The sequence below is a fragment of the Marasmitruncus massiliensis genome (assembly GCF_900186535.1).
Lineage (GTDB): Bacteria > Bacillota > Clostridia > Oscillospirales > Ruminococcaceae > Anaerotruncus > Anaerotruncus massiliensis_A.
Map to the genome: position 1 here is coordinate 44,692 of NZ_FYDE01000002.1, position 18,758 is coordinate 63,449.

15 protein-coding genes are annotated in these 18,758 nt (G+C 52.7%); 11 read left to right on the forward strand and 4 right to left on the reverse strand.

The genetic code is table 11. The features are described 5' to 3' along the window. Positions 1 to 11: 11 nt before the first annotated feature. The 6 genes from C1A10_RS00625 (at position 12) to C1A10_RS00650 (ending at position 5,628) form a co-directional block, all read left to right on the forward strand. On the forward strand, positions 12 to 476 hold the full coding sequence (locus C1A10_RS00625; RefSeq protein WP_242968795.1) for a PTS sugar transporter subunit IIA: 465 nt from the start codon (positions 12 to 14) through the stop codon (positions 474 to 476). 23 nt (positions 477 to 499) lie between these two features. After that, positions 500 to 826, forward strand: a complete 327-nt coding sequence (locus tag C1A10_RS00630; RefSeq protein WP_101908382.1) for a PTS fructose transporter subunit IIB — start codon at positions 500 to 502, stop codon at positions 824 to 826. 25 nt (positions 827 to 851) lie between these two features. After that, positions 852 to 1,919, forward strand: coding sequence for a PTS fructose transporter subunit IIC (locus C1A10_RS00635; protein WP_101908383.1), 1,068 nt, complete (start codon positions 852 to 854; stop codon positions 1,917 to 1,919). 41 nt (positions 1,920 to 1,960) lie between these two features. Next, positions 1,961 to 2,878: a class II fructose-bisphosphate aldolase gene (locus C1A10_RS00640; protein WP_101908384.1), complete on the forward strand. Its 918-nt coding sequence runs from the start codon at positions 1,961 to 1,963 to the stop codon at positions 2,876 to 2,878. A gap of 27 nt (positions 2,879 to 2,905) precedes the next feature. Further along, positions 2,906 to 4,612, forward strand: a complete 1,707-nt coding sequence (gene ptsP, locus C1A10_RS00645; protein ID WP_101908385.1) for a phosphoenolpyruvate--protein phosphotransferase — start codon at positions 2,906 to 2,908, stop codon at positions 4,610 to 4,612. A 203-nt stretch (positions 4,613 to 4,815) separates the two neighbouring features. After that, a complete protein-coding gene (locus tag C1A10_RS00650) occupies positions 4,816 to 5,628 on the forward strand; it encodes a histidinol-phosphatase HisJ family protein (protein WP_101908386.1) in 813 nt (270 codons plus the stop codon). 83 nt (positions 5,629 to 5,711) lie between these two features. Here the strand turns inward: C1A10_RS00650 and C1A10_RS00655 are convergent, their stop codons facing one another. The 3 genes from C1A10_RS00655 to C1A10_RS00665 all read right to left on the reverse strand — a co-directional run bounded on the left by C1A10_RS00655 (position 5,712) and on the right by C1A10_RS00665 (position 9,762). Further along, positions 5,712 to 7,160 carry a carbon starvation CstA family protein gene (locus C1A10_RS00655; RefSeq protein ID WP_101908387.1) on the reverse strand — a complete coding sequence of 483 codons (1,449 nt, stop codon included), beginning with the start codon at positions 7,158 to 7,160 and terminating at the stop codon, positions 5,712 to 5,714. A gap of 162 nt (positions 7,161 to 7,322) precedes the next feature. After that, on the reverse strand, positions 7,323 to 8,057 hold the full coding sequence (locus C1A10_RS00660) for a LytR/AlgR family response regulator transcription factor (protein ID WP_101908388.1): 735 nt from the start codon (positions 8,055 to 8,057) through the stop codon (positions 7,323 to 7,325). Then, positions 8,038 to 9,762 (reverse strand): LytS/YhcK type 5TM receptor domain-containing protein, encoded by a 1,725-nt coding sequence (locus C1A10_RS00665; protein WP_180950925.1) that lies wholly within the window; start codon positions 9,760 to 9,762, stop codon positions 8,038 to 8,040. The genes C1A10_RS00660 and C1A10_RS00665 overlap by 20 nt, the downstream gene beginning before the upstream one ends. A gap of 242 nt (positions 9,763 to 10,004) precedes the next feature. On the opposite strand from C1A10_RS00665, the gene C1A10_RS00670 reads away from it, so the two are divergent. Beyond that, positions 10,005 to 10,580, forward strand: a complete 576-nt coding sequence (locus C1A10_RS00670; protein WP_101908390.1) for a hypothetical protein — start codon at positions 10,005 to 10,007, stop codon at positions 10,578 to 10,580. A gap of 65 nt (positions 10,581 to 10,645) precedes the next feature. Here C1A10_RS00670 and C1A10_RS00675 read toward each other — a convergent pair whose 3' ends face one another. Further along, a complete protein-coding gene (locus C1A10_RS00675; protein ID WP_101908391.1) occupies positions 10,646 to 12,739 on the reverse strand; it encodes a coiled-coil domain-containing protein in 2,094 nt (697 codons plus the stop codon). A 391-nt stretch (positions 12,740 to 13,130) separates the two neighbouring features. Here C1A10_RS00675 and C1A10_RS00680 point away from each other — a divergent pair, with 391 nt between their 5' ends. From C1A10_RS00680 to C1A10_RS00695, 4 genes are all read left to right on the forward strand, one after another. Continuing rightward, on the forward strand, positions 13,131 to 14,375 hold the full coding sequence (locus tag C1A10_RS00680; RefSeq protein ID WP_101908392.1) for a DUF1015 domain-containing protein: 1,245 nt from the start codon (positions 13,131 to 13,133) through the stop codon (positions 14,373 to 14,375). 39 nt (positions 14,376 to 14,414) lie between these two features. Next, entirely contained in the window at positions 14,415 to 16,103 is a 1,689-nt protein-coding gene (ade, locus tag C1A10_RS00685; RefSeq protein WP_101908393.1) for an adenine deaminase, read from the forward strand. 18 nt (positions 16,104 to 16,121) lie between these two features. After that, positions 16,122 to 17,015, forward strand: coding sequence for an aldo/keto reductase (locus C1A10_RS00690; RefSeq protein WP_101908394.1), 894 nt, complete (start codon positions 16,122 to 16,124; stop codon positions 17,013 to 17,015). A gap of 231 nt (positions 17,016 to 17,246) precedes the next feature. Then, complete coding sequence (locus tag C1A10_RS00695) at positions 17,247 to 18,755, forward strand: 4Fe-4S dicluster domain-containing protein (protein WP_101908395.1); 1,509 nt, start codon at positions 17,247 to 17,249, stop codon at positions 18,753 to 18,755. Positions 18,756 to 18,758: the final 3 nt, after the last annotated feature.

Genomic DNA, 18,758 nt, shown 5'->3' on the forward strand with positions numbered 1-18,758 from the left:
TGAAGCTCCTGATGGAGGATGAGAAGATGAAGATCGGCGAAGTTATCAACTGGAACGCCGTTGATTTTGATTTAGAAGCAGCTGACAAGGCGGAGGCACTGGAGAAGGTTTGCGAAATGCTTTACAGGGATGGGAGCATCACCTCCGCGGAGGAGTTTATCAGGGATGTCTATCTGAGGGAATCGGAAGGCCATACCGGAATCGGAGGGGGGATCGCTATTCCGCATGGCAAATCAGAGGTAGTTGCCAGAACCTGTATCTCCATTGCCCGGCTGAAAAAACCGATTGCATGGGAAACCGTTGACGGCGAGCCGGTACGCGTCATCATACTGTTTGCAGTGGGCGTACGTGATAAAAACAGCTATTTTGTAAAGCTGATGTCCCAAGTAGCCCGGATGCTCGCGCGTCCCGGAGTCTGCGAGCAGTTGACTATGTGCACAAGTCAGCAGAAACTGTCTGAAATACTCGGCGGATAAACAAGAAAGAGAGGAGGAGTAAGATGTACATCATTGGAATCACGGCATGTACCGCAGGCATTGCGCATACCTACATTGCGAAGGAGAAGCTGGTTTTGGCCGCAAAAGAACGGGGACATCGGGTCAAAATTGAAACACAGGGGACCATCGGGGTTGAGGATGAGCTGACCAAAGATGACATCCGCAGGGCGGATGTCGTCATTATCGCGGCGGACATCGGCATCAAGGGCCGGGAACGCTTTGAGGGGAAAAAGGTTGTTAATGTCCCGACGGAAATGGTGATTAAATCCCCGAAATCCATGCTGGAAAAAATCGAACAGAAACTGGGCATCCAAGCTGCAGCAAAATGAGGAAGAAGAACGGGAGGTTATGAGTATGAAATGGTCCGATATTAAAAAGCATCTTTTAACCGGCGTTTCCTACATGATTCCGCTGGTCGTGGCGAGCGGTCTTTGCATGGCGATCGCAAAGCTTTTGGGCGGCGCCCTTGTGGGCGATGCGGAGGGGACAATCCCATGGATGATTAACTCGATTGGTTCTGCCGGAATGGGACTGGTCGTACCGGTGATTACGGCCTATATTGCTTATTCTATCGCAGACCGCCCCGGCATTGCGCCTGGCCTGATCTGCGGCATGATCTGCGCCAACATCAAAGCCGGGTTCTTAGGCGGCATTGTGGCGGCGTTCTTCGTTGGCTATCTGGTGTTAACGCTTAAAAAGGCATTTGCAAAAGCACCAAAGGCGATTGCGGGGCTTGTCCCGGTACTCATTATCCCACTGATTGTTACTTTGGTGGTCGGCCTGGTCCTTTATCTGTTGCTCGGCGCACCGATTGCCGCGCTCCAGTCGGCAGTGGTTGAATGGATGAAAGGCATGCAGGGCGGTTCCAAATTTACACTTGGCGCACTGATCGGCGCGATGATGGGCTTTGATCTTGGCGGCCCGGTCAACAAGACCGCGAGCCTTTTCTGCAATGCCCTGCTGGCGGAGGGAATTTATGGCCCGACCGCCGCGAAAATCATCGGCGGTATGACCCCGGCCCTGGGGGTCGCGCTGGCGGCATTCATCAGCAGGCGTAAAAAGTTCCTGCCGGAAGAAATGGAAGCGGCAAAAGCGGCGTTCCCGTTGGGACTTTGCTTCATCACAGAGGGTGTACTCCCGTTCGCGCTCGCCGATCCCCTCCGCGTCATTCCGTCCACTATGGCGGGTTCCGCGGTCGCAAGCGGCCTGAGCATGATGTGGGGGGTGACCTGCACGGTTCCCCATGGCGGAATCTTTGTGGTTCCCATTATGGAACACCCGATGCTTTTCCTGCTGGCGCTTGTGATCGGCTCGGCGGTGACGGCGGCTATCCTTGTCCTGCTGAAGCCGACGCTGAAGGAGGATGCGGCCGCCGCGGGAGAGAAAGAGGTCTCTGTCGGCGACCTTGATATGAATTTCTGATTGTCCAGACCGGAAAAAACGGAAAACAGGGGGGATTTGTATTGTATACGACGGTGAAGCACATTCTGGATGACGCTGTGAAGCATCATTATGCTGTCGCTGCCTGCACGGCGGTGAATCTGGAACTGGCACGCGGCGAGATCGCCGCGGCCGATGAGCTGCAGGCTCCGCTGATTATCCTGCTGGGACAGGGACAGATGTCCCGGCACGGGAACGCGGATGTAATGGTGCCGATGATCAAACGCCTGGCGGAGAAAACCAATGTGCCGGTGGCGCTGATTCTGGACCATGGGAAGGAATGGCAGTACATCACCTGCGCGTTCCGGTATGGCTTTTCCTCCATTATGATCGACGCGTCCGCCTATTCTATGGAGGAAAACATCCTGCGTACACAGAAGGTCGTGGAGCTATGCCATCCGCAGGGGGTTGCAGTGGAAGGAGAAATCGGCCATGTGGGCCAAGCGGCGGACATGGACGGCTGCAAGGAAAACCTCTACACCAGGCCCGAAGATGCCGTCCGGTTTGTCGAAGCCACGCAGGTCGACTGTCTGGCAATTGCCTGCGGAACAGCGCACGGCAAATACCCGGCCGGATTTGTACCCAAGCTGAATTTTGATATCATCCGCAAGGTACGGGAAGCGACCAATGTGCCGCTGGCGCTCCACGGCGGGTCGGGCTCAGGGGACGAAAATATCCGGATGGCGGTGGAGGCTGGCATCAACAAGGTCAATATCTGCACCGATATTTTCAACTACTGCCGCGACTTCACGCAGGACGCACTGGAGAAAAATCCGGATTACGACTATCTTCAGCTGCTCATCGACATCGAGGCGAAAGCAAAGGAAATCACTTCCCGTTATATCCGCCTGACCGGCTCTTGCGGGAAAGCGGCAAATTTCACGCCGGTAAATACCTTTTCGGAGAACCGTGTGCTGATATCCGCAGGCATAGGCGAATAATGGGTCAACCGTTTGGAGTGTCAGTTCATGCAAACCATAAAAGGGAATCCCGGAGCGCCCGGGATTGCGATAGGAACTATTGTGCTTTATACCAAACAGGCGTCGGACCCTGCGGAGGAAATGACGTTTGCCACTGCCAGGGCAGCCTGCGTTGAACAGATGAAACAGCTCCGGCAGCGTGCGCTGGAAGAGGTAGGAGAGGAACAGGCAAAAATTTTCACCGCCTATCAGATGCTGCTGGAGGATGCGTATTTGTTTCAGCCGATGGAGCGCAGGATAGCGGCGGGCGAGCCGCCGGAACAGGCCATTGGGGCGGAATGTGAAGCCGTCGCCCAAAGGTTTGCCGGCATGAAGCAGGACTATCTGAGGCAGCGCGCTGACGATATCCGGAATGTCGGGAACCTGCTGATCAACCGTATGAAAGGCGCAGAACCCGGCCTGGTCCTGCCGGAGGGGGAAAGTAAAGTACTTCTCGCCGCTTATGAGCTGACTCCGGCGGATACTTTCCTGCTTGACAAAAAGCGGCTTGGCGGCCTGATCACCGAGCAGGGGGGAGCAACCTCCCACACCGTAATTTTAGCGAAATCAATGGGAATCCCTGCGATTACCGGCGTCCGGCAGGTACTCTCTGCCCTCGGGCAGCATCAGAATGCTGTCATGGACGGACAAACCGGCGAACTAATTCTTGATCCCGACGCGCAGACAGTTCAGAGCTACTTGCAGAAACAAGATTCTCAGCACGCGTTCCGCGAAAAAGTTGACCGGTTGGATTGCCGTCAGGCTGTTACCAAAGATGGTGAGATCGTCCGGCTCTGTGCGAATATTGGGAGTCCCCGGGACATGGATGCCCTGCAAAACGAGGAGTATGACGGAATCGGGCTGTTCCGAACGGAATTTCTTTATGCCGACAGTGCCGCTGAGCCAACTATGGCAGAGCAGGAAGCCGCGTACCGCGCGGTTCTGGAAAGGGCGGATGGAAGGGAAGTCATTATTCGGACGCTGGATATCGGCGGCGACAAAGAGGTGCCCTACCTGCGCCTGCCGAAAGAGCAGAATCCGTTCCTCGGAAACCGCGGGCTTCGCCTCTGTCTGGAAAGGCGGGAACTGTTTGTGCGGCAGCTGGAAGCAATTCTCACAGCGTCTGCCGGAAAACAGGTCAAAATCATGTTCCCAATGGTGACGGAGATTTCAGAGCTGGTCGAGGCGAAGCGGTGCCTGGGTGAGGCAGAACACGTGCTGCTGGAGAAGGGGCAGCCCTGCTGCGAGAAAGTAAAGATTGGGATGATGGTTGAAACGCCCGCCGCCGCCGTCATGGCGGAAAGCTTTGCGGCCTGCTGCGATTTCATGAGCATCGGAACAAACGACCTCACACAGTATGTTACAGCGGCTGACCGTGGGAACCCCCATGTGCAGAAACTTTACTGTCCCTATCATCCGGCCGTTATCCGGCTGATTGCCAACACTGCGGCGGCGGGCCTGAAAACCGGAACGGAAGTCAGCGTATGCGGGGAATTGGGCGGAAACCCGCTCTTCCTGCCTCTGCTGATTGGACTTGGAATCGGAAAACTCAGCATGGCGCCGGCTCTGCTGAAAACAGCACGTTTTTTGATCTGCCACATGGCAAAGCGGGATACAGAACAGCTGGCCCGGCAAATTTTGGAGCTGGAAGACGCTGACCAGATTGAAGCGGCGTTACAGCGGACCTATCAGAAGCTGCTTAAAAACATCAGTTGAATCGGGAAAGAGCGATGAAAAGGAACTCCCTTTTCATCGCTCTTTTGTGATATTTTAACAATAAAAGGGAAATCAAATTGTAAAATTCAAAATGGACCGTGGATTTGTTTTGCACATGTGTTATAATCAATAAAAAAGGAACTTATTCTTTGTTTAGTTGAACAAAGTAAATATTTAAAAGATCGAAACAGGGGGGCTTTCTGTTGCAAACCGCAGTTGCGGATTATCACATGCACAGCAATGTTTCACCGGATGGCAGGGCGCCCATGGAGGATATGTGCCTTGCCGCGATCCGTCAGGGCCTGCACGAAATTGTTCTGACCGACCATTTTGAGATGTTCCAGCCAAATGTTCCCGCCAATCCATACACCTATTCCTATCTGGAGAACTATTTTGATAAGCTGAACCGTTGCCGTGCCCAGTATTCCAGCCAGCTGCGCATCCGGGCCGGAGTGGAAATGGGGCAGTCTTATTTGGATCTTGAGCTGGAACAGAAAATCCTGCGGAACCTTCCGTACGATTATGTCATAGGTTCGGTACATAAGCTGCAGAATATCGACGTTGGTGAAATAGATTATCACACGGTTGATTTGAATGTGCTTTGTCTGGACAATCTGGAAAAACTTTACCAGCTGGCAGACCAGAGCGATTTTGACTGTATGGGGCACGTGGACTTAATCAAGAGGTATGCCGCGCGCAGCGGGATCAAAGTAAATCTGATGGATTACCGGGAACAGGTGCATCGGATTTTTAAGCGGCTGATTGAGCGGGAAAAGGGGATTGAAATCAATACCTCGGGGCTGCGGCAGGCGGCGAAGGAAACGCTGCCTTCGTTTGAGCTGATCCGGCTTTTCTATTCCATGGGCGGGAGGATTCTAACCATTGGTTCGGATGCCCACCGTCCCGAGGATGTTGGCAAAGGACTTGCGGCTGCGCTCACGATTGCGCAAGAGGCCGGCTTTACGCGGCTGGCGTTGTTTGAGAACAGACAGCCCCGGTTCCTTCCGATTCCATAATAACTCAAAATGGAAAGAGTCCCCAGCGATTGCCGGGGACTCTTCTTACGTCCGGAAGACTATATTGATTCGGTAAATCTGGTTTAGGACTGTGCTAAAGGCTGGTTTGCTGCCTTTTTATTGAAAACAGTCGTTTTCAGGAAGATTGCGAGGAAAACCGCAGCAATCAGCAATCCAAGACCGTATGCCAGCGAGAGAAGCCCCAGTTTCATAAAGTGCAGGCACTCGTCTGCGGCAAAGAAATAGGTGGCGCTGACAGCGGACATAAAGGTGGCGGGGATGGCAGCCATCCAATAGTTTTTCTTTTCCTGCCATAAATAGACGGAAGCAGCCCACAAAGCCATCATAGCAAGCGTCTGGTTGCTCCAGGAGAAGTATCTCCAAACAACCGCGTAATTCACAAAACCGCCTACGATAGCGCCGAACGCAAGCACAGGAATTGTCAGTGTCAGACGGGGTCTAATCGCCTTCTGATCGATGTTGAACCAGTCGGCAATGGTCAGTCTTGCACTCCTGAACGCAGTATCGCCGGAGGTAATCGGGCAGGCAATAACGCCGATCATTGCAAGAACGCCGCCTATTGGTCCAAGGATCTTCATGCAGATCTGATAAACCGCGCCGTTCGGCCCGATGTTCGGGTCAGCCAGAACCGCCTGCAGACCGCCGGTATTTTCATAGAAGCAAACGCCCGCAGCGGCCCAAACCATGGCGATGATACCTTCAGCGACCATTGCGCCATAGAAAGTCTGACGCCCTTTTTTCTCAGAGGCAAGGCAGCGTGCCATCAGCGGAGACTGCGTGGCATGGAAACCGGAAATCGCTCCGCACGCAACCGTTATGAACATAAACGACCAAATGGGGGTGCCCTTCGGGTGCAGGTTCTGCAGGGTCATTTCCGGAAGGGGATAGCCCTCGAACATCAGCCCGGCGCCAACGCCGATTGCCATAATAATCAGGCAAAGGCCGAAGAACGGATAAATACGTCCAATCAGCTTATCAATTGGAAGCAATGTCGCAAGGAAATAGTAAATCAACACTACGATAAGCCAAAAGTTTTTATCTAAGGATTTCGGGGTCAGCATAGCCAACAGGCCGGCCGGACCCACCGCAAACACGGTGCCTACCATCAGCAGCAGAAAGACAGAAAATACACGCATAACCTGTTTCATGCCGGTTCCTAAGTACTTGCCCACGATTTCAGAGATGCTCCCGCCGCTGTTGCGCATGGAAAGCATACCTGTCATGAAATCGTGCACGCCGCCGGCGAAAATGGTGCCCAGAACAATCCACAGATAGACTACCGGTCCCCATAGAGCTCCGGACAGCGCGCCGAGAATCGGCCCCAGACCCGCAATGTTCAAAAGCTGAATCAGAAAGATCTTTTTGTCGTTCATCGGGACATAGTCAACGCCGTCCTGCAGTGCGATTGCAGGAGTCTGGCGATCGTCCGGATGGAACACCTTTTCGACGACTTTGCCGTAGGTGAAATATCCGACAATCAGCAGACAGATGCAAAGCAGAAATGTAATCATACAAAAACCTCCTCATTCTGACTTTACAGAGCTTTCTCTGTTTTCAAAACCAGTTTAGCATTGAATTTGGAGAAATGCATCGGTTTCTGTATAAAACGCATAGATTCGTGTTTAAGTGGTTCAAAATAATGGCTGAATAACATATAACATATGAACGGACTATTAACAATCAAACAGTTCTTTCAATGGTTTGATCTGCTTGCGGCTGACCGGAAGGTTATGCGACTCAAAGCCTTTCAGCTTTACACAGGACATCCCATTGAACCACGGGCAAAGTTCCGCCACATACTGCAAGTTGATCAGATAGCTCTTATGGATGCGGAAAAACTGGGCGCACGCAAGCCGTCTTTCAAAATAGCTGAGGGGCTGGGTGCAGGTGTAATCCCCGTTTACCGTGTGCACCACACAGTTCCTGCCGTCGGTTTCGATATAGGCGATATCGGGAATATCCAGCAGAACGAGGCGCTTATCACAAGAGATGGAAACCTTGTTGCAGACGGGCTGCTCCTCCCGGGCTGGGGGCGCGGGCGAAACGTTTTTCAGCCGTGCCTCCAGCTTTTGCACCGCGCGGGCAACCCGCTTGGGGTCAAACGGTTTCATAATAAAGTCCACGGCGTCCATATCGAACGCTTTAACGGCATACTCGTCATAAGCTGTCGCAAAGACGATCTGCACCTGCGGAAGCAGCTTGCGCACCATCAGGGAAAGGGTAGTACCGGTCATGTCGCCCAGATGAATGTCTATAAACATCGCGTCGTAATGGTTTTGGGCGGCAAGCTCCAAAGCTTTTTGACCGCTGTCGGCTTCGTCGATCTGCATACCCGGCGCGCATTCGAGAATCAGGTGACACAGTTCGCTGCGGCTGGGGCGCTCATCGTCAATGACTGCGAGTTTCAAGCAATTCACCTCCGGTTATTTTGTGGGGGATACGGATGATGATTTCCGTCCCGCGGCGGGAACTCCGTATTTGCAGGCCGTAAGGTTCTCCATAGATGCTTTTGAGCCTTTTCTGGACATTGGCAAGTCCGACAGAATTCTTATCCATCGTCCCGCCCCGTAATTTTTTTAGAATGCTGTCCGGGATGCCGGAACCGTTGTCCCGCACCGCGATGCGCGTCACACCGTATTGGTCGCGGGCGGTAATATAAACTTTGCCGACTCCGGCGGTCGACATGGCCCCGTGCTTTACCGCGTTTTCCACGATCGGCTGCAGAATAAAGCTGGGCACTATGCAGGAGATGCCCGCGGGCACATCTTCCCTGATCACAAGCTTTTCCTCAAAGCGTGCCTTTTCCAGTTCCAGATAGGCATTGACATGCTCGAGTTCTTCGGAAAGGCTGATCATGTAGTGCTCCGACTGCAGCGTTTTGCGGAAATAGTTGCTCAGAACAATCAGCAGCTCTCGAGCTCGTTCCGGTTTTTCGCGGCAGAACGAGGTAATGGTGGACAGGGCGTTAAAGAGGAAATGCGGGTTGATCTGGCTTTGGAGAGCCTCAAATTCCGCCTTTTGCCGCAGCTTTTTCTGATATTCCAGCTGGGAAAGTTCCAGCTGAGTGGAAAACAGCTTGGCAAGCCCGCTGATAAACTCCTGCTCCACCTCGTGAGACAGCTTGAATTTGCTGATAAACAGAACCAGTGCCCCGATAACTTCCCCCCGCTGTGTCAGCGGCGCGCACACAGCGGTCAGCCTAGTCAGACATTCAAAAAAGTCATCCCGCGCATCGGCTTCTTCGGCAATCTGCACTTGGCCTGTGCGAATTGCTTCCTGCACGATCTGCGGCAGGGGACGCTCCTGATAAACGTGCAGCCGTTTCAGTTCACTGCCCGCGATGCTCAGAATCATTCTGCGGTCGGTTACCGCCACGCCGGAGACGGATGCGTGGCTTCGGATAATTTCGGTTGCTTCATCCAGGCTTTTGCGGTCATAAAGCCCTTTGCGCAGGTTGGGCAGACAGCGGTCCGCGATGTCCATCACCAGACGGATTCGATCGCCTGCTTCCCGGTCCTGCTCGATAAAGACGGAATCAAATACTTTCACAAAAATAGCTACGCCGACGGAATTGAACAGGATCATGGGAATAGAAATCATCTGTACAAGGTTCCAGGCGTCCTGGAACGGTTTTGCAATCAGAAGAATAATGCCCATCTGAATAAATTCAGCAAGCGTTGTAATCATTGCAATGGTCATCCAGCTATCTTTTTCATGTTTTTTTACATACTTGGAGAATAATCCGCCGATGCATCCCTCCACAGCCGTAGAGAGCGCACAGGCGACAGCGGTAAAACCGCCGATATCGGTCAGATACCGGTGCAGGCCTGCAATTATGCCTGCGCCGATTCCGACAATGGGGCCGCCTAAAATTCCGCCCGCGATAACACCAATGACACGTGTATTCGCAATTGCCCCGTTTACACGGATGCCTGTATAGGTAGACAGGATGCCGACAAGCCCGAAAATAACCGACATGGCAAGTTTACGCTTTTTGTCTGCCGTATCGGTTGCGATGAATGTTTTCACAAGTTGCAGCTTGGTAAGCAGATAGGCGATCAGAACCATCAGGCTCATATTTAAAATAATATTTTTAAAGATATCTATGATCATTTTTATCCCTCCACTGCCGAAAAATGCATTGCTCCCCTTTACAGAATAGACGGAAATTTTTAAAACGGCAAGCATATTTTTATGATTTTGGCAGGAATCAGGACACTTTTATGAAAAATGACAGGATTGTTTCACTTTTTAAATTCCGTAGCTTTTTAACAGGAAAAGATTTTTCCAATGTTCACCATTTTTTTAAATCTTTATGATATAATATAAAATCATTACAGCATAGGAGGCGGACTATGAAAAAGTTGATTTCGGGAATTGCTGCGGCTTTGACCGCACTTTCATTCAGTCTCGCGGTATCGGCGGCAAGTGGATATATCATCGAGCCCACCGCAAACGATAACAATTCAATTGTCCTGGAGAAAGGGGACCGCACGCTGGCGGCCCTGAACTTCCATGCGGACGATGACCCTGACAGCTTTTATTTTAAGGTGCTGACAAGCCTGAATCAGTGCCTTGCGGCGGAAGCATTTGACGGTCAGGATGCCTATTATTTTGATTTTGTCGTCAATCCTTCCATCCCGGCGACTTCAGTACCTACACTCGCGATTTATAATCCCTATCTGGATGACGACGGGGAACCTGTCATCAAGCCCGAAAAGGTGAAGATCTATCAGGTCTATGATGATAAACTGGTAGATGTCACCAAGAATTTTTCAGCCCAGGAAGATTCGGACGGCAAATCCTGCTTTGTAACCGCTACCCGTAAACCCGGGACTTATGTGCTGGCGGAAAAAAGTGTAGATTCGGAATGGATTCAAACCAAAGAGCAGGCGAAAAAGTCTGTGAAGAAGTTGCCGGTCATCAGCTGATAAAGCATGGGGCGCACTCCAGTTCGGAGTGCGCCCCATTTTTATATTAGGAGAAGACTGGCTGATTATCTTCCGGTGAACGGAACAGGCTTGGTATTCCCGGTGACGGAACCGCCGCTTGGGACTTCTACTACAATGTCGTCGTCATCAGAGTAATTCCCCGACGGCCTTTCAGGCAGGTCGGCTTCACCGTCCGAAACGATATAGGTGCCGAGGGTGCGGGTTTTGATGGTCATTACATAGTCGTCATCTTCGTTTCTTTCAAATGTGAACAGATCGGTCACGTCCTCAAGATCACCGTCCACAATCTCATAGATACGAATCCGGCTGGTGCGGACGGTCAGATCGCCGTCGTCGTCCACAAATGGATTATAGAGGGAAAGGGTGGGCCGTGAGCTGGCTGGAATGGTGGGGCTGCTGACAAAATCAAACAGATAAGCGTCGGTGTCATCAAAATAATCGGCGTAGTCAAAGGAGTTCCAGCGGGTAGACAGGCGCGGACAGTAGAAACTGACGTCGCTGTCTGCCCGGAAGGTCAGAACCGCCAACGTGCGGTTACTGTCTTCCCAGGTGACCGTATTGATTTCATTCTTGACCGGCTTGACAATGACGCCTTTTTCGCCCGCGGTAAAGGTCGCGTCGCTGTCTTCGATTTTCTCGTTCTGAACCCAGATTTTGAACGTGTGGGTGAACGTATCGCCCGATTTCAGCACATTGCTTCCAGTTCCGGCAAGCATATTGTCCAGCGCCGCTTTTGTGTCAGTCACCGCTTTTTCTTTGGCGGGAAGTGCTGCCTGCTTGCTGGCTAGTTCACTTTTTTGGGCGGCAAGCTGATTGGCCAGATCTGCGGGCGTGGAGGCGGATGCCTGTAACTCGTTAAGTTTTTTCTGGGCGTCGGTAACAACAGTTTCCTGTGTTGTTACATTGCTGTTTGCCGTATTCAGTTCTGTTTTTGCGGACTGCTCGGCATTGACTGCGGCCTGCAACTCGGTGTTGCCGATTTCAATCACGGAGCCAAGGCTGTTCAAATCTGCAGTTGCTGTCGCGATTCGGTTATTCGCATCGGCAATTAGTCCGTTTACTCGGATGATTTCAGCATTCAACTCCGCAGCCACCGCGGCGTTGTTCGAATTATCCTCCGCCAGCGGCGTAAAGGCTTTAGCTGTATAATCTACCAAGCTGTTATTCCATGCCTGGATCAGTTCAGCCGTGTTTGCAGCGTTGAACCGGTCGATCAAAGTCTTTGGAACAAAGGGGTCCGGTTTCGGATTCTCCGCTGTAAACTGCTCGGGGCCAAGTTTGGCCTGAAGTGCCTGTGCGGCGGCAAGGTCCGTATTCGCCTGCTGCAAATCGGCTTCCAGCTGAGCCTTCTGTTGGGTCTGATGTTCCGCTTGATCCGCAGCTTCTTTTGCGGCGTCCCATGCCGATTTGGCGTTATTATATTTGGTCTGCGCGGCTGATTGCTCTGTTTTGAGTTGCGCTAATTTTGTCTGTTCGTTGGAAAGCGCGGTTTGGGCGGCGGTGATCTGGGCCTGCCTCTGCTGGTTTTGCTGATTCAGGTCCTCTATTTGCTTTTCCAGAGCCGCAATTTCGGTTTTGAGAGCCGCGATTTCGTTGTTCAGCGTGTTTCGCTCACTGATCGCGTTATTGTAGGCGGCTTGCGCTGCGTTGATCTGTTCCTGCGTATACGAGCCGTCCGACGAAGTGGCGGCACGGAACGCCGGGAAAGCGAGTCCTGAGTTGTAGCTGGTGGCGTTGGTGATGACAAGGTCTTTTTTTGCGCGGAAATTGGCTTCCAGGACCACCTTGTATTCATCGTCGGAAAAATTATCCTTTACGGAAAATTTAATGCAGATATACCGCGTCGACCCGAATTTCTTTTCAACGAGGTCTGCGTCGGTAATGTATTTTCCGCCTTCCTTCTTTTTGAGGGAGAACCTGATGAGCGCGTCATCCACATAGCTGTCATAGCCGGTACCCGACTGCGCGATGACATAATAGTAATCGGAACCGGGCCGGATGGTGTCGTAACCGTCGCTGGCAATTTTTCCGTCAGCGTCCACAAGCTCCCCCACAATCGAGGATGACGCGGCAAACGCGGGGACGGCTGTTATAATGATCAAAGCCAGTGAAAGCGCAAGCGCAATCCATTTTTTCATGCTGTAAATCCTCCTTTTATATTGAAAAAGCGTCTGTCTTTCCCCTGATGTCGTTCAGTCTGCACCCGACTTCATTGAAACCAGATGTGTTTTCCGCTATGCACGGCGTAAAATAATGCAGATGCTGTATGAGCTCTATTCATACGGTGCGCAGTTTTTCCAGTTTTATTGCAAGCAATTGGAAATTTTTCAATTTTATTGGCAACAATAAAAACACACTCTATTTATATGTATCCTCCGGATAGATGTGGTATACAGATTTACAAGACCATTTCCCTCAATACAGGTATAAATTTCCGCGATTTATGATAAAACGGCAAGAAACGCTAGCCATTCTCAGCCGATTGTTGTATAATCATACTAATGAATCAGCAGCAAGGCGGGAATTTTTATGAACAGGACTGTTTTTTGTCCGGCGGATATTTTGCTTCCGCACGGAGTAGATATGCAAAAGTGGAGTGTTGTGGCCTGTGACCAGTATACCTCGGAACCGGAATATTGGAACCGCGTGGAACAAACGGTTGGAAATACGCCGTCCACGTATCATATGATTTTATCGGAGGTGTTTCTCGGCGCGCCCGATGTACAGGCGCGGATTGGCCGGATTAATCAAAGCATGCGGCAGTATCTGGATGAGGGGATTTTTGACTGCCTGCCGGACAGCTATCTTTATCTGGAACGCACCCTTATGCCGGGTAAGGTGCGCCGCGGGCTGGTTGGCAGAATTGACCTGATGGCGTATGAGTACGGGAAAGGCTTGGCTTCTCCTGTGCGTCCCACCGAGGGAACGGTGGAAAGCCGCCTGCCGCCGCGCATCCGTGTCCGTGAAAATGCGCCTCTGGAGACCCCGCATATTATGATTCTCATTGACGACCCCGAAAAAACCGTGATTGAGCCGCTGGCGCAGGAGAGAAAGACGCTCAGACAGGTGTATCACTTCACTTTGATGGAGCATGGCGGGAATATCAGCGGCTGGCAGGTGAACGGTGCGGCCGCACAAAAAGTGGACGCGGCGCTTGCAAAGCTGGCCGAACGGCTCTCCATGGCAAGCGAGGCCCCGCTGCTGTTCGCGGTGGGCGACGGAAACCATTCGCTTGCAACTGCCAAGGCCTGTTACGAACAGCTCAGGACGACACTCCCGCAGGCGGAGTGGGAACGCCATCCGGCACGGTGGGCGCTGGTGGAACTGGTGAATATCCACGACGATGCCATGCAGTTTGAACCGATCCACCGGGTGCTGTTCGATGTCGACCCCGCGCATGTGCTGAAAGAGCTGGCATCCTTTTACCATATTTCGAAGACCGGCGGCCGGCAGTCGTTTGAGGTTGTGACCGGCGGGAAGCGGGAACAGCTGTTTGTGGAGAACCCCTCGAGCCAGCTTGCTGTCGGAACGCTGCAAAAATTTATCGATGAGTATCTGAACCGTTTCGGCGGCGAGGTTGATTACATTCACGGCGAAGAGGTGACCGTGCAGCTTGCCAACAGGGAGCGTGCAGTCGGATTCCTGCTGCCGGCTATGCAAAAATCCGAGCTGTTTCCGACGGTGATTGCGGACGGCGCGCTGCCGCGTAAAACGTTTTCGATGGGGCACGCCTGTGAAAAACGGTATTATCTGGAATGCAGGGCAATCCGGTGATCATGAATTTGTGATTTTGATGTGAAGGAGGAAGCGCACTTGAAAAAGGATTGGCTCATTCAAACGGCTCTGGGCGAAACGCGTCCCGACCTTGTGCTGCAGAACGGCAAAGTCATCAATGTATTCACAGGTGAAATTGTGTCCGCGGATATCGCGATCACCCGGGGGGTTATTTCCGGCGTCGGCAAATACTCCGGAAAATCCAACGTCGACCTTGACGGCAAGTATGTCGCTCCCGGGTTTATCAATGCGCACTGCCATGTGGAAAGTTCCATGGTAACGCCCCCGGCATACTGCATTGAGGAACTGAAGTGGGGCGTTACCACTGTCATCACCGATCCCCATGAAATTACCAATGTTGCCGGCGGGGAGGGTGTGCAGTTCATGCTTGACTCCTCGGAAGATCTGCCGATAAACTATTATGTGCAGCTTCCTTCCTGCGTGCCCGCGACGCCGTTTGAACATGCGGGCGCGGCTTTCACAGCGGATAAGATGGCGCCGTTTCTTTCCCATCCGCGTGTGCTCGGGCTGGGTGAGATGATGAACTATCCCGGCGTTTCAGGGCGCGACCCGGAAGTGATGGCAAAGCTGGAACTGTTTGACGGCCGCGTGGTTGACGGGCACGCCCCCGGCATCACCGGAAACGCCTTGCAGGCTTATGCTGCCGCCGGAATTCATACCGACCATGAAAGTGTTACCTATGGGGAAGCGCTGGAAAAATTGCGGGCGGGAATGGCCGTACTGGTGCGGGAGGGAAGCGCCAGCAAAAATCTGCGGGATATCCTTTCCGGCGTGATCGCGAATGGGATTGATACGATGAATATGGCCTTCTGCACCGACGATAAGCATCTTTCGGATATCCGGCGGGAAGGTACCATTCTGCATAATATTAAACTGGCGATAGAATTGGGCATGCGCCCTGTTGCGGCAATCCAGATGGCGACCATCAACGCCGCGCGCATTTACGGTCTGCGGGATGTGGGCGCGGTCGCGCCCGGCTATCGTGCGGATCTTGTCATTTTGAACGACTTGAAAGCACTCTCTGTCGATGAGGTCTACAAAGACGGGAAAGCTTACACCGAGCATGCAACGCCGAGAAAAGGTGTAACTGCCGGGGCTGGCATTCTGCATACAGTCAATCTTGCGCCGCTGGAAAAAACCAGCTTTTCCCTGCCCGACAGGGAGAAATATCCCGTTATCCAGATTATTCCGGGGCAGATTTCCACAAAAAAATCATCAGTCAGCGCGCAGAACGTCGAGGAGCAGATTGCTTCCGGCGCGCTGCGGAAGATCGCGGTTGTGGAACGGCATCACGCGACAGGGATGATCGGTGTCGGATTGATTTCCGGTTACGGGCTGACACATGGGGCCGTTGCGACCACCGTGGCGCACGATTCCCATAACCTGATCGTCGTCGGCGACAACGATGCCGACATGGCGGCCGCGGCCCGCGAATTGGCGCGGGTGCAGGGCGGCTATACAATCGTTGCGGACGAAGATGTGAAGGGAACGCTTGCCCTGCCGGTCTGCGGGCTGATGAGCAGCGACTCTGCCCAAACTTTAATCCGGGACCTTGACAAAATGATCGAAACCGCGCGGCAGGCAGGCGTACGGGAAGGAATTGACCCGTTTATCACGCTTTCCTTTATGGCGCTTCCGGTAATTCCGGAAATCCGGATTACCGATATGGGTGTATTTGACGTTACGAAATTTGAATTTGTGAAGTAGACAGAAAGGGCGGTTACGATGACAGAAGGCGGTATAGCGGAAATACGGAAGGCATGTGAAGCCAAAAAAGTCCGGCTCCCGGACGGGACCATGGTGCCTCAGCTGGGGCAGGGCACATGGTATATGGGAGAATTGACGGGTCGCCATAAAAATGAGCTGGAAGCCCTGAAAATGGGAATCGGCCTTGGGATGACCCTGCTGGACACGGCGGAAATGTATGGCGACGGCGCAGCCGAGCGCACCGTAGGGGAGGCAATCCGCTCTTTTCCGAGAGAGAAACTGTTCCTTGTTTCCAAAGTTTATCCGCATAACGCGGACCGACGCAGGATTTTTCATAGCTGTGAGGATTCCCTGCGAAGAATGAAAGTGCAGACGCTGGACCTTTACCTGCTTCACTGGCGCGGCAGGGTGCCGCTGGAAGAGACGGTGAGCTGTATGGAGGAACTGATCCGGCAGGGAAAAATCAAGCGCTGGGGCGTTTCCAATTTTGATACCGCCGATATGGAAGATCTCTGGAGGACACCCGGCGGGCAGAACTGCGCGGTGAACCAGGTGCTGTATCATCTTGGCTCCCGCGGGATCGAATTCAGCCTCCTGCCATGGATGCGTACGCACAAGATACCGGTGATGGCATATTGTCCGTTGGCACAGGGAGGAAGGCTGCGCAAGGGACTTCTGGAACATCCTGCCGTGCGGGAAATTTCTGAAAAATACGATATCACGTCTGAGCAGGTGCTGTTGTCATTTGTGTTGAGCCATCCTGACATTATCGCAATCCCCAAAGCGGGTAAACCCGCGCATGTGCAGCAGAATGCCGCCGCCGTCCTGTATCCTCTGGATCAGGGGGACCTGGCAAAGCTGGACGCGGCATTCCCACCGCCTGATAGGAAAATGCATCTTGACATTGTTTAAATATGATTTCGCGGCAGGAAACCAATTTCGCTGTTGGTTTCCTGCCGCTTTTTGCTGTGCTGTGCATGGAATGAAATCGTATAATCCTATGCGCAAAAGACAGGTAAACTGTGAAGTATGATGAAAATAACGATAAATATTTGTGAAAGATAGCGAATGAATTGACAAGGACAATGAAATCAGAAATAATAAGATGTTAGATTATGATGAATTGTGAAAAAGGAGTATCGCATGAGGGGAATTGTATCTTCTGTAACCGATATCAGAAGGAAAGTGTTTACCGAAGTGGCGCGCCTTGCCTATGAGGGCGGGGACTATTCACGCATAGAGGCGCTGCCCTATAAGATCGTGCCCGGAGAGGTCGCTACCTACCGGGAATCCATCTTTTTGGAGCGGGCGATTGTCGGCGAGCGTTTGCGCCTTGCCATCGGTTTGCCGCTTCGTCCGATGGATGAACATGCACCGGTTTCAATGGGAATCGATGAGAGTGCAATTGATGAGAAATATTACGACCCGCCTCTGGTCAATATTATCAAGTTTGCCTGCAACGCCTGCCCTGATAAGCAGTTCCATGTTTCAGACGCCTGTCAGGGCTGTCTGGCGCACCCCTGCAAGGAGGTTTGCCCTAAGAACGCGGTTTCGATCATCCACGGAAAGTCGGTCATCGACCAGTCCAAATGCGTAAAGTGCGGGCGCTGCAAGGAGGCCTGCCCCTATGGCGCTATCCTCAAACTGGAGCGCCCCTGCGCGAAAGCCTGCGGGATGGACGCAATCCGCAGCGACGAACAGGGGATCGCCACGATCGACTATGACAAGTGCGTTTCCTGCGGGATGTGCCTGGTAAACTGCCCGTTCGGCGCAATTTCGGATAAAGGCCAGGTTTTTCAGTTGATTCATGCCATGCGCGATAATGCCCGCGTAATCGCGATTGTGGCGCCCGCGTTTATCGGGCAGTTCGGCCCCGCCATGACCCCCGAAAAGTTTACCGCCGCCATGAAACGGCTCGGGTTTGACAGCGTGGTCGAGGTAGCGGTCGGCGCGGACCTTTGCACCATCGAAGAGGCGAAGGACTTTATGCGCGAAGTGCCCGCGAACCAGCCGTTTATGGCAACCTCCTGCTGTCCATCATGGTCGGTTATGGCTAAGAAACTGTTCCCGGAGCTTGCCCCTTATATTTCCATGGCGCTCACGCCGATGGTGCTGACCGCGCGCCTGCAAAAAAAGGAGCATAGGGACTGTAAGATCGCGTTCATCGGCCCCTGCGCGGCGAAAAAGCTTGAAGCAAGCCGTCGCACGATCCGCAGCGATGTGGACTTTGTGCTGACATTTGAGGAACTGATGGGGATGTTTGAGGCGAAGGGCGTCAAATTTGACGAAATCACTGAGGAAACCCCACTGGAGGAAGCGACCGCCGCCGGGCGGGGGTTCGCCGTCAGCGGCGGCGTGGCGCAGGCTGTGGCGGATGCCATCAAACGCATCGACCCGGAGCGCGAGGTGAAAATTGCCTGTGCGCAGGGTCTTCAGGACTGCAAAAAACTGCTTACGCTGGCGAAAGCAGGAAAATACGACGGTTATCTGCTGGAGGGAATGGCCTGTCCGGGTGGCTGTGTAGCCGGCGCGGGCACTTTGCAGCCGGTATCAAAATCTACCGCTGCGGTTGGCAAATATAAAAACCAGGCAAAAGATAAAAACGCGCTTGATTCCAAGTATGAAATCACGCTTAGCCTACTCAACGATTAAATA

What these genes read in the sequence shown, in the direction of transcription:
- C1A10_RS00665 (WP_180950925.1), bottom strand. Translation starts at nt 9,762, where the DNA reads ATGATCATAGATATCTTTAAAAATATTATTTTAAATATGAGCCTGATG.
- C1A10_RS00670 (WP_101908390.1), top strand. Translation starts at nt 10,005, where the DNA reads ATGAAAAAGTTGATTTCGGGAATTGCTGCGGCTTTGACCGCACTTTCA.
- C1A10_RS00635 (WP_101908383.1), top strand. Translation starts at nt 852, where the DNA reads ATGAAATGGTCCGATATTAAAAAGCATCTTTTAACCGGCGTTTCCTAC.
- C1A10_RS00695 (WP_101908395.1), top strand. Translation starts at nt 17,247, where the DNA reads ATGAGGGGAATTGTATCTTCTGTAACCGATATCAGAAGGAAAGTGTTT.
- C1A10_RS00690 (WP_101908394.1), top strand. Translation starts at nt 16,122, where the DNA reads ATGACAGAAGGCGGTATAGCGGAAATACGGAAGGCATGTGAAGCCAAA.
- C1A10_RS00675 (WP_101908391.1), bottom strand. Translation starts at nt 12,739, where the DNA reads ATGAAAAAATGGATTGCGCTTGCGCTTTCACTGGCTTTGATCATTATA.
- C1A10_RS00630 (WP_101908382.1), top strand. Translation starts at nt 500, where the DNA reads ATGTACATCATTGGAATCACGGCATGTACCGCAGGCATTGCGCATACC.
- C1A10_RS00680 (WP_101908392.1), top strand. Translation starts at nt 13,131, where the DNA reads ATGAACAGGACTGTTTTTTGTCCGGCGGATATTTTGCTTCCGCACGGA.
- C1A10_RS00655 (WP_101908387.1), bottom strand. Translation starts at nt 7,160, where the DNA reads ATGATTACATTTCTGCTTTGCATCTGTCTGCTGATTGTCGGATATTTC.
- ptsP (WP_101908385.1), top strand. Translation starts at nt 2,906, where the DNA reads ATGCAAACCATAAAAGGGAATCCCGGAGCGCCCGGGATTGCGATAGGA.
- C1A10_RS00625 (WP_242968795.1), top strand. Translation starts at nt 12, where the DNA reads ATGGAGGATGAGAAGATGAAGATCGGCGAAGTTATCAACTGGAACGCC.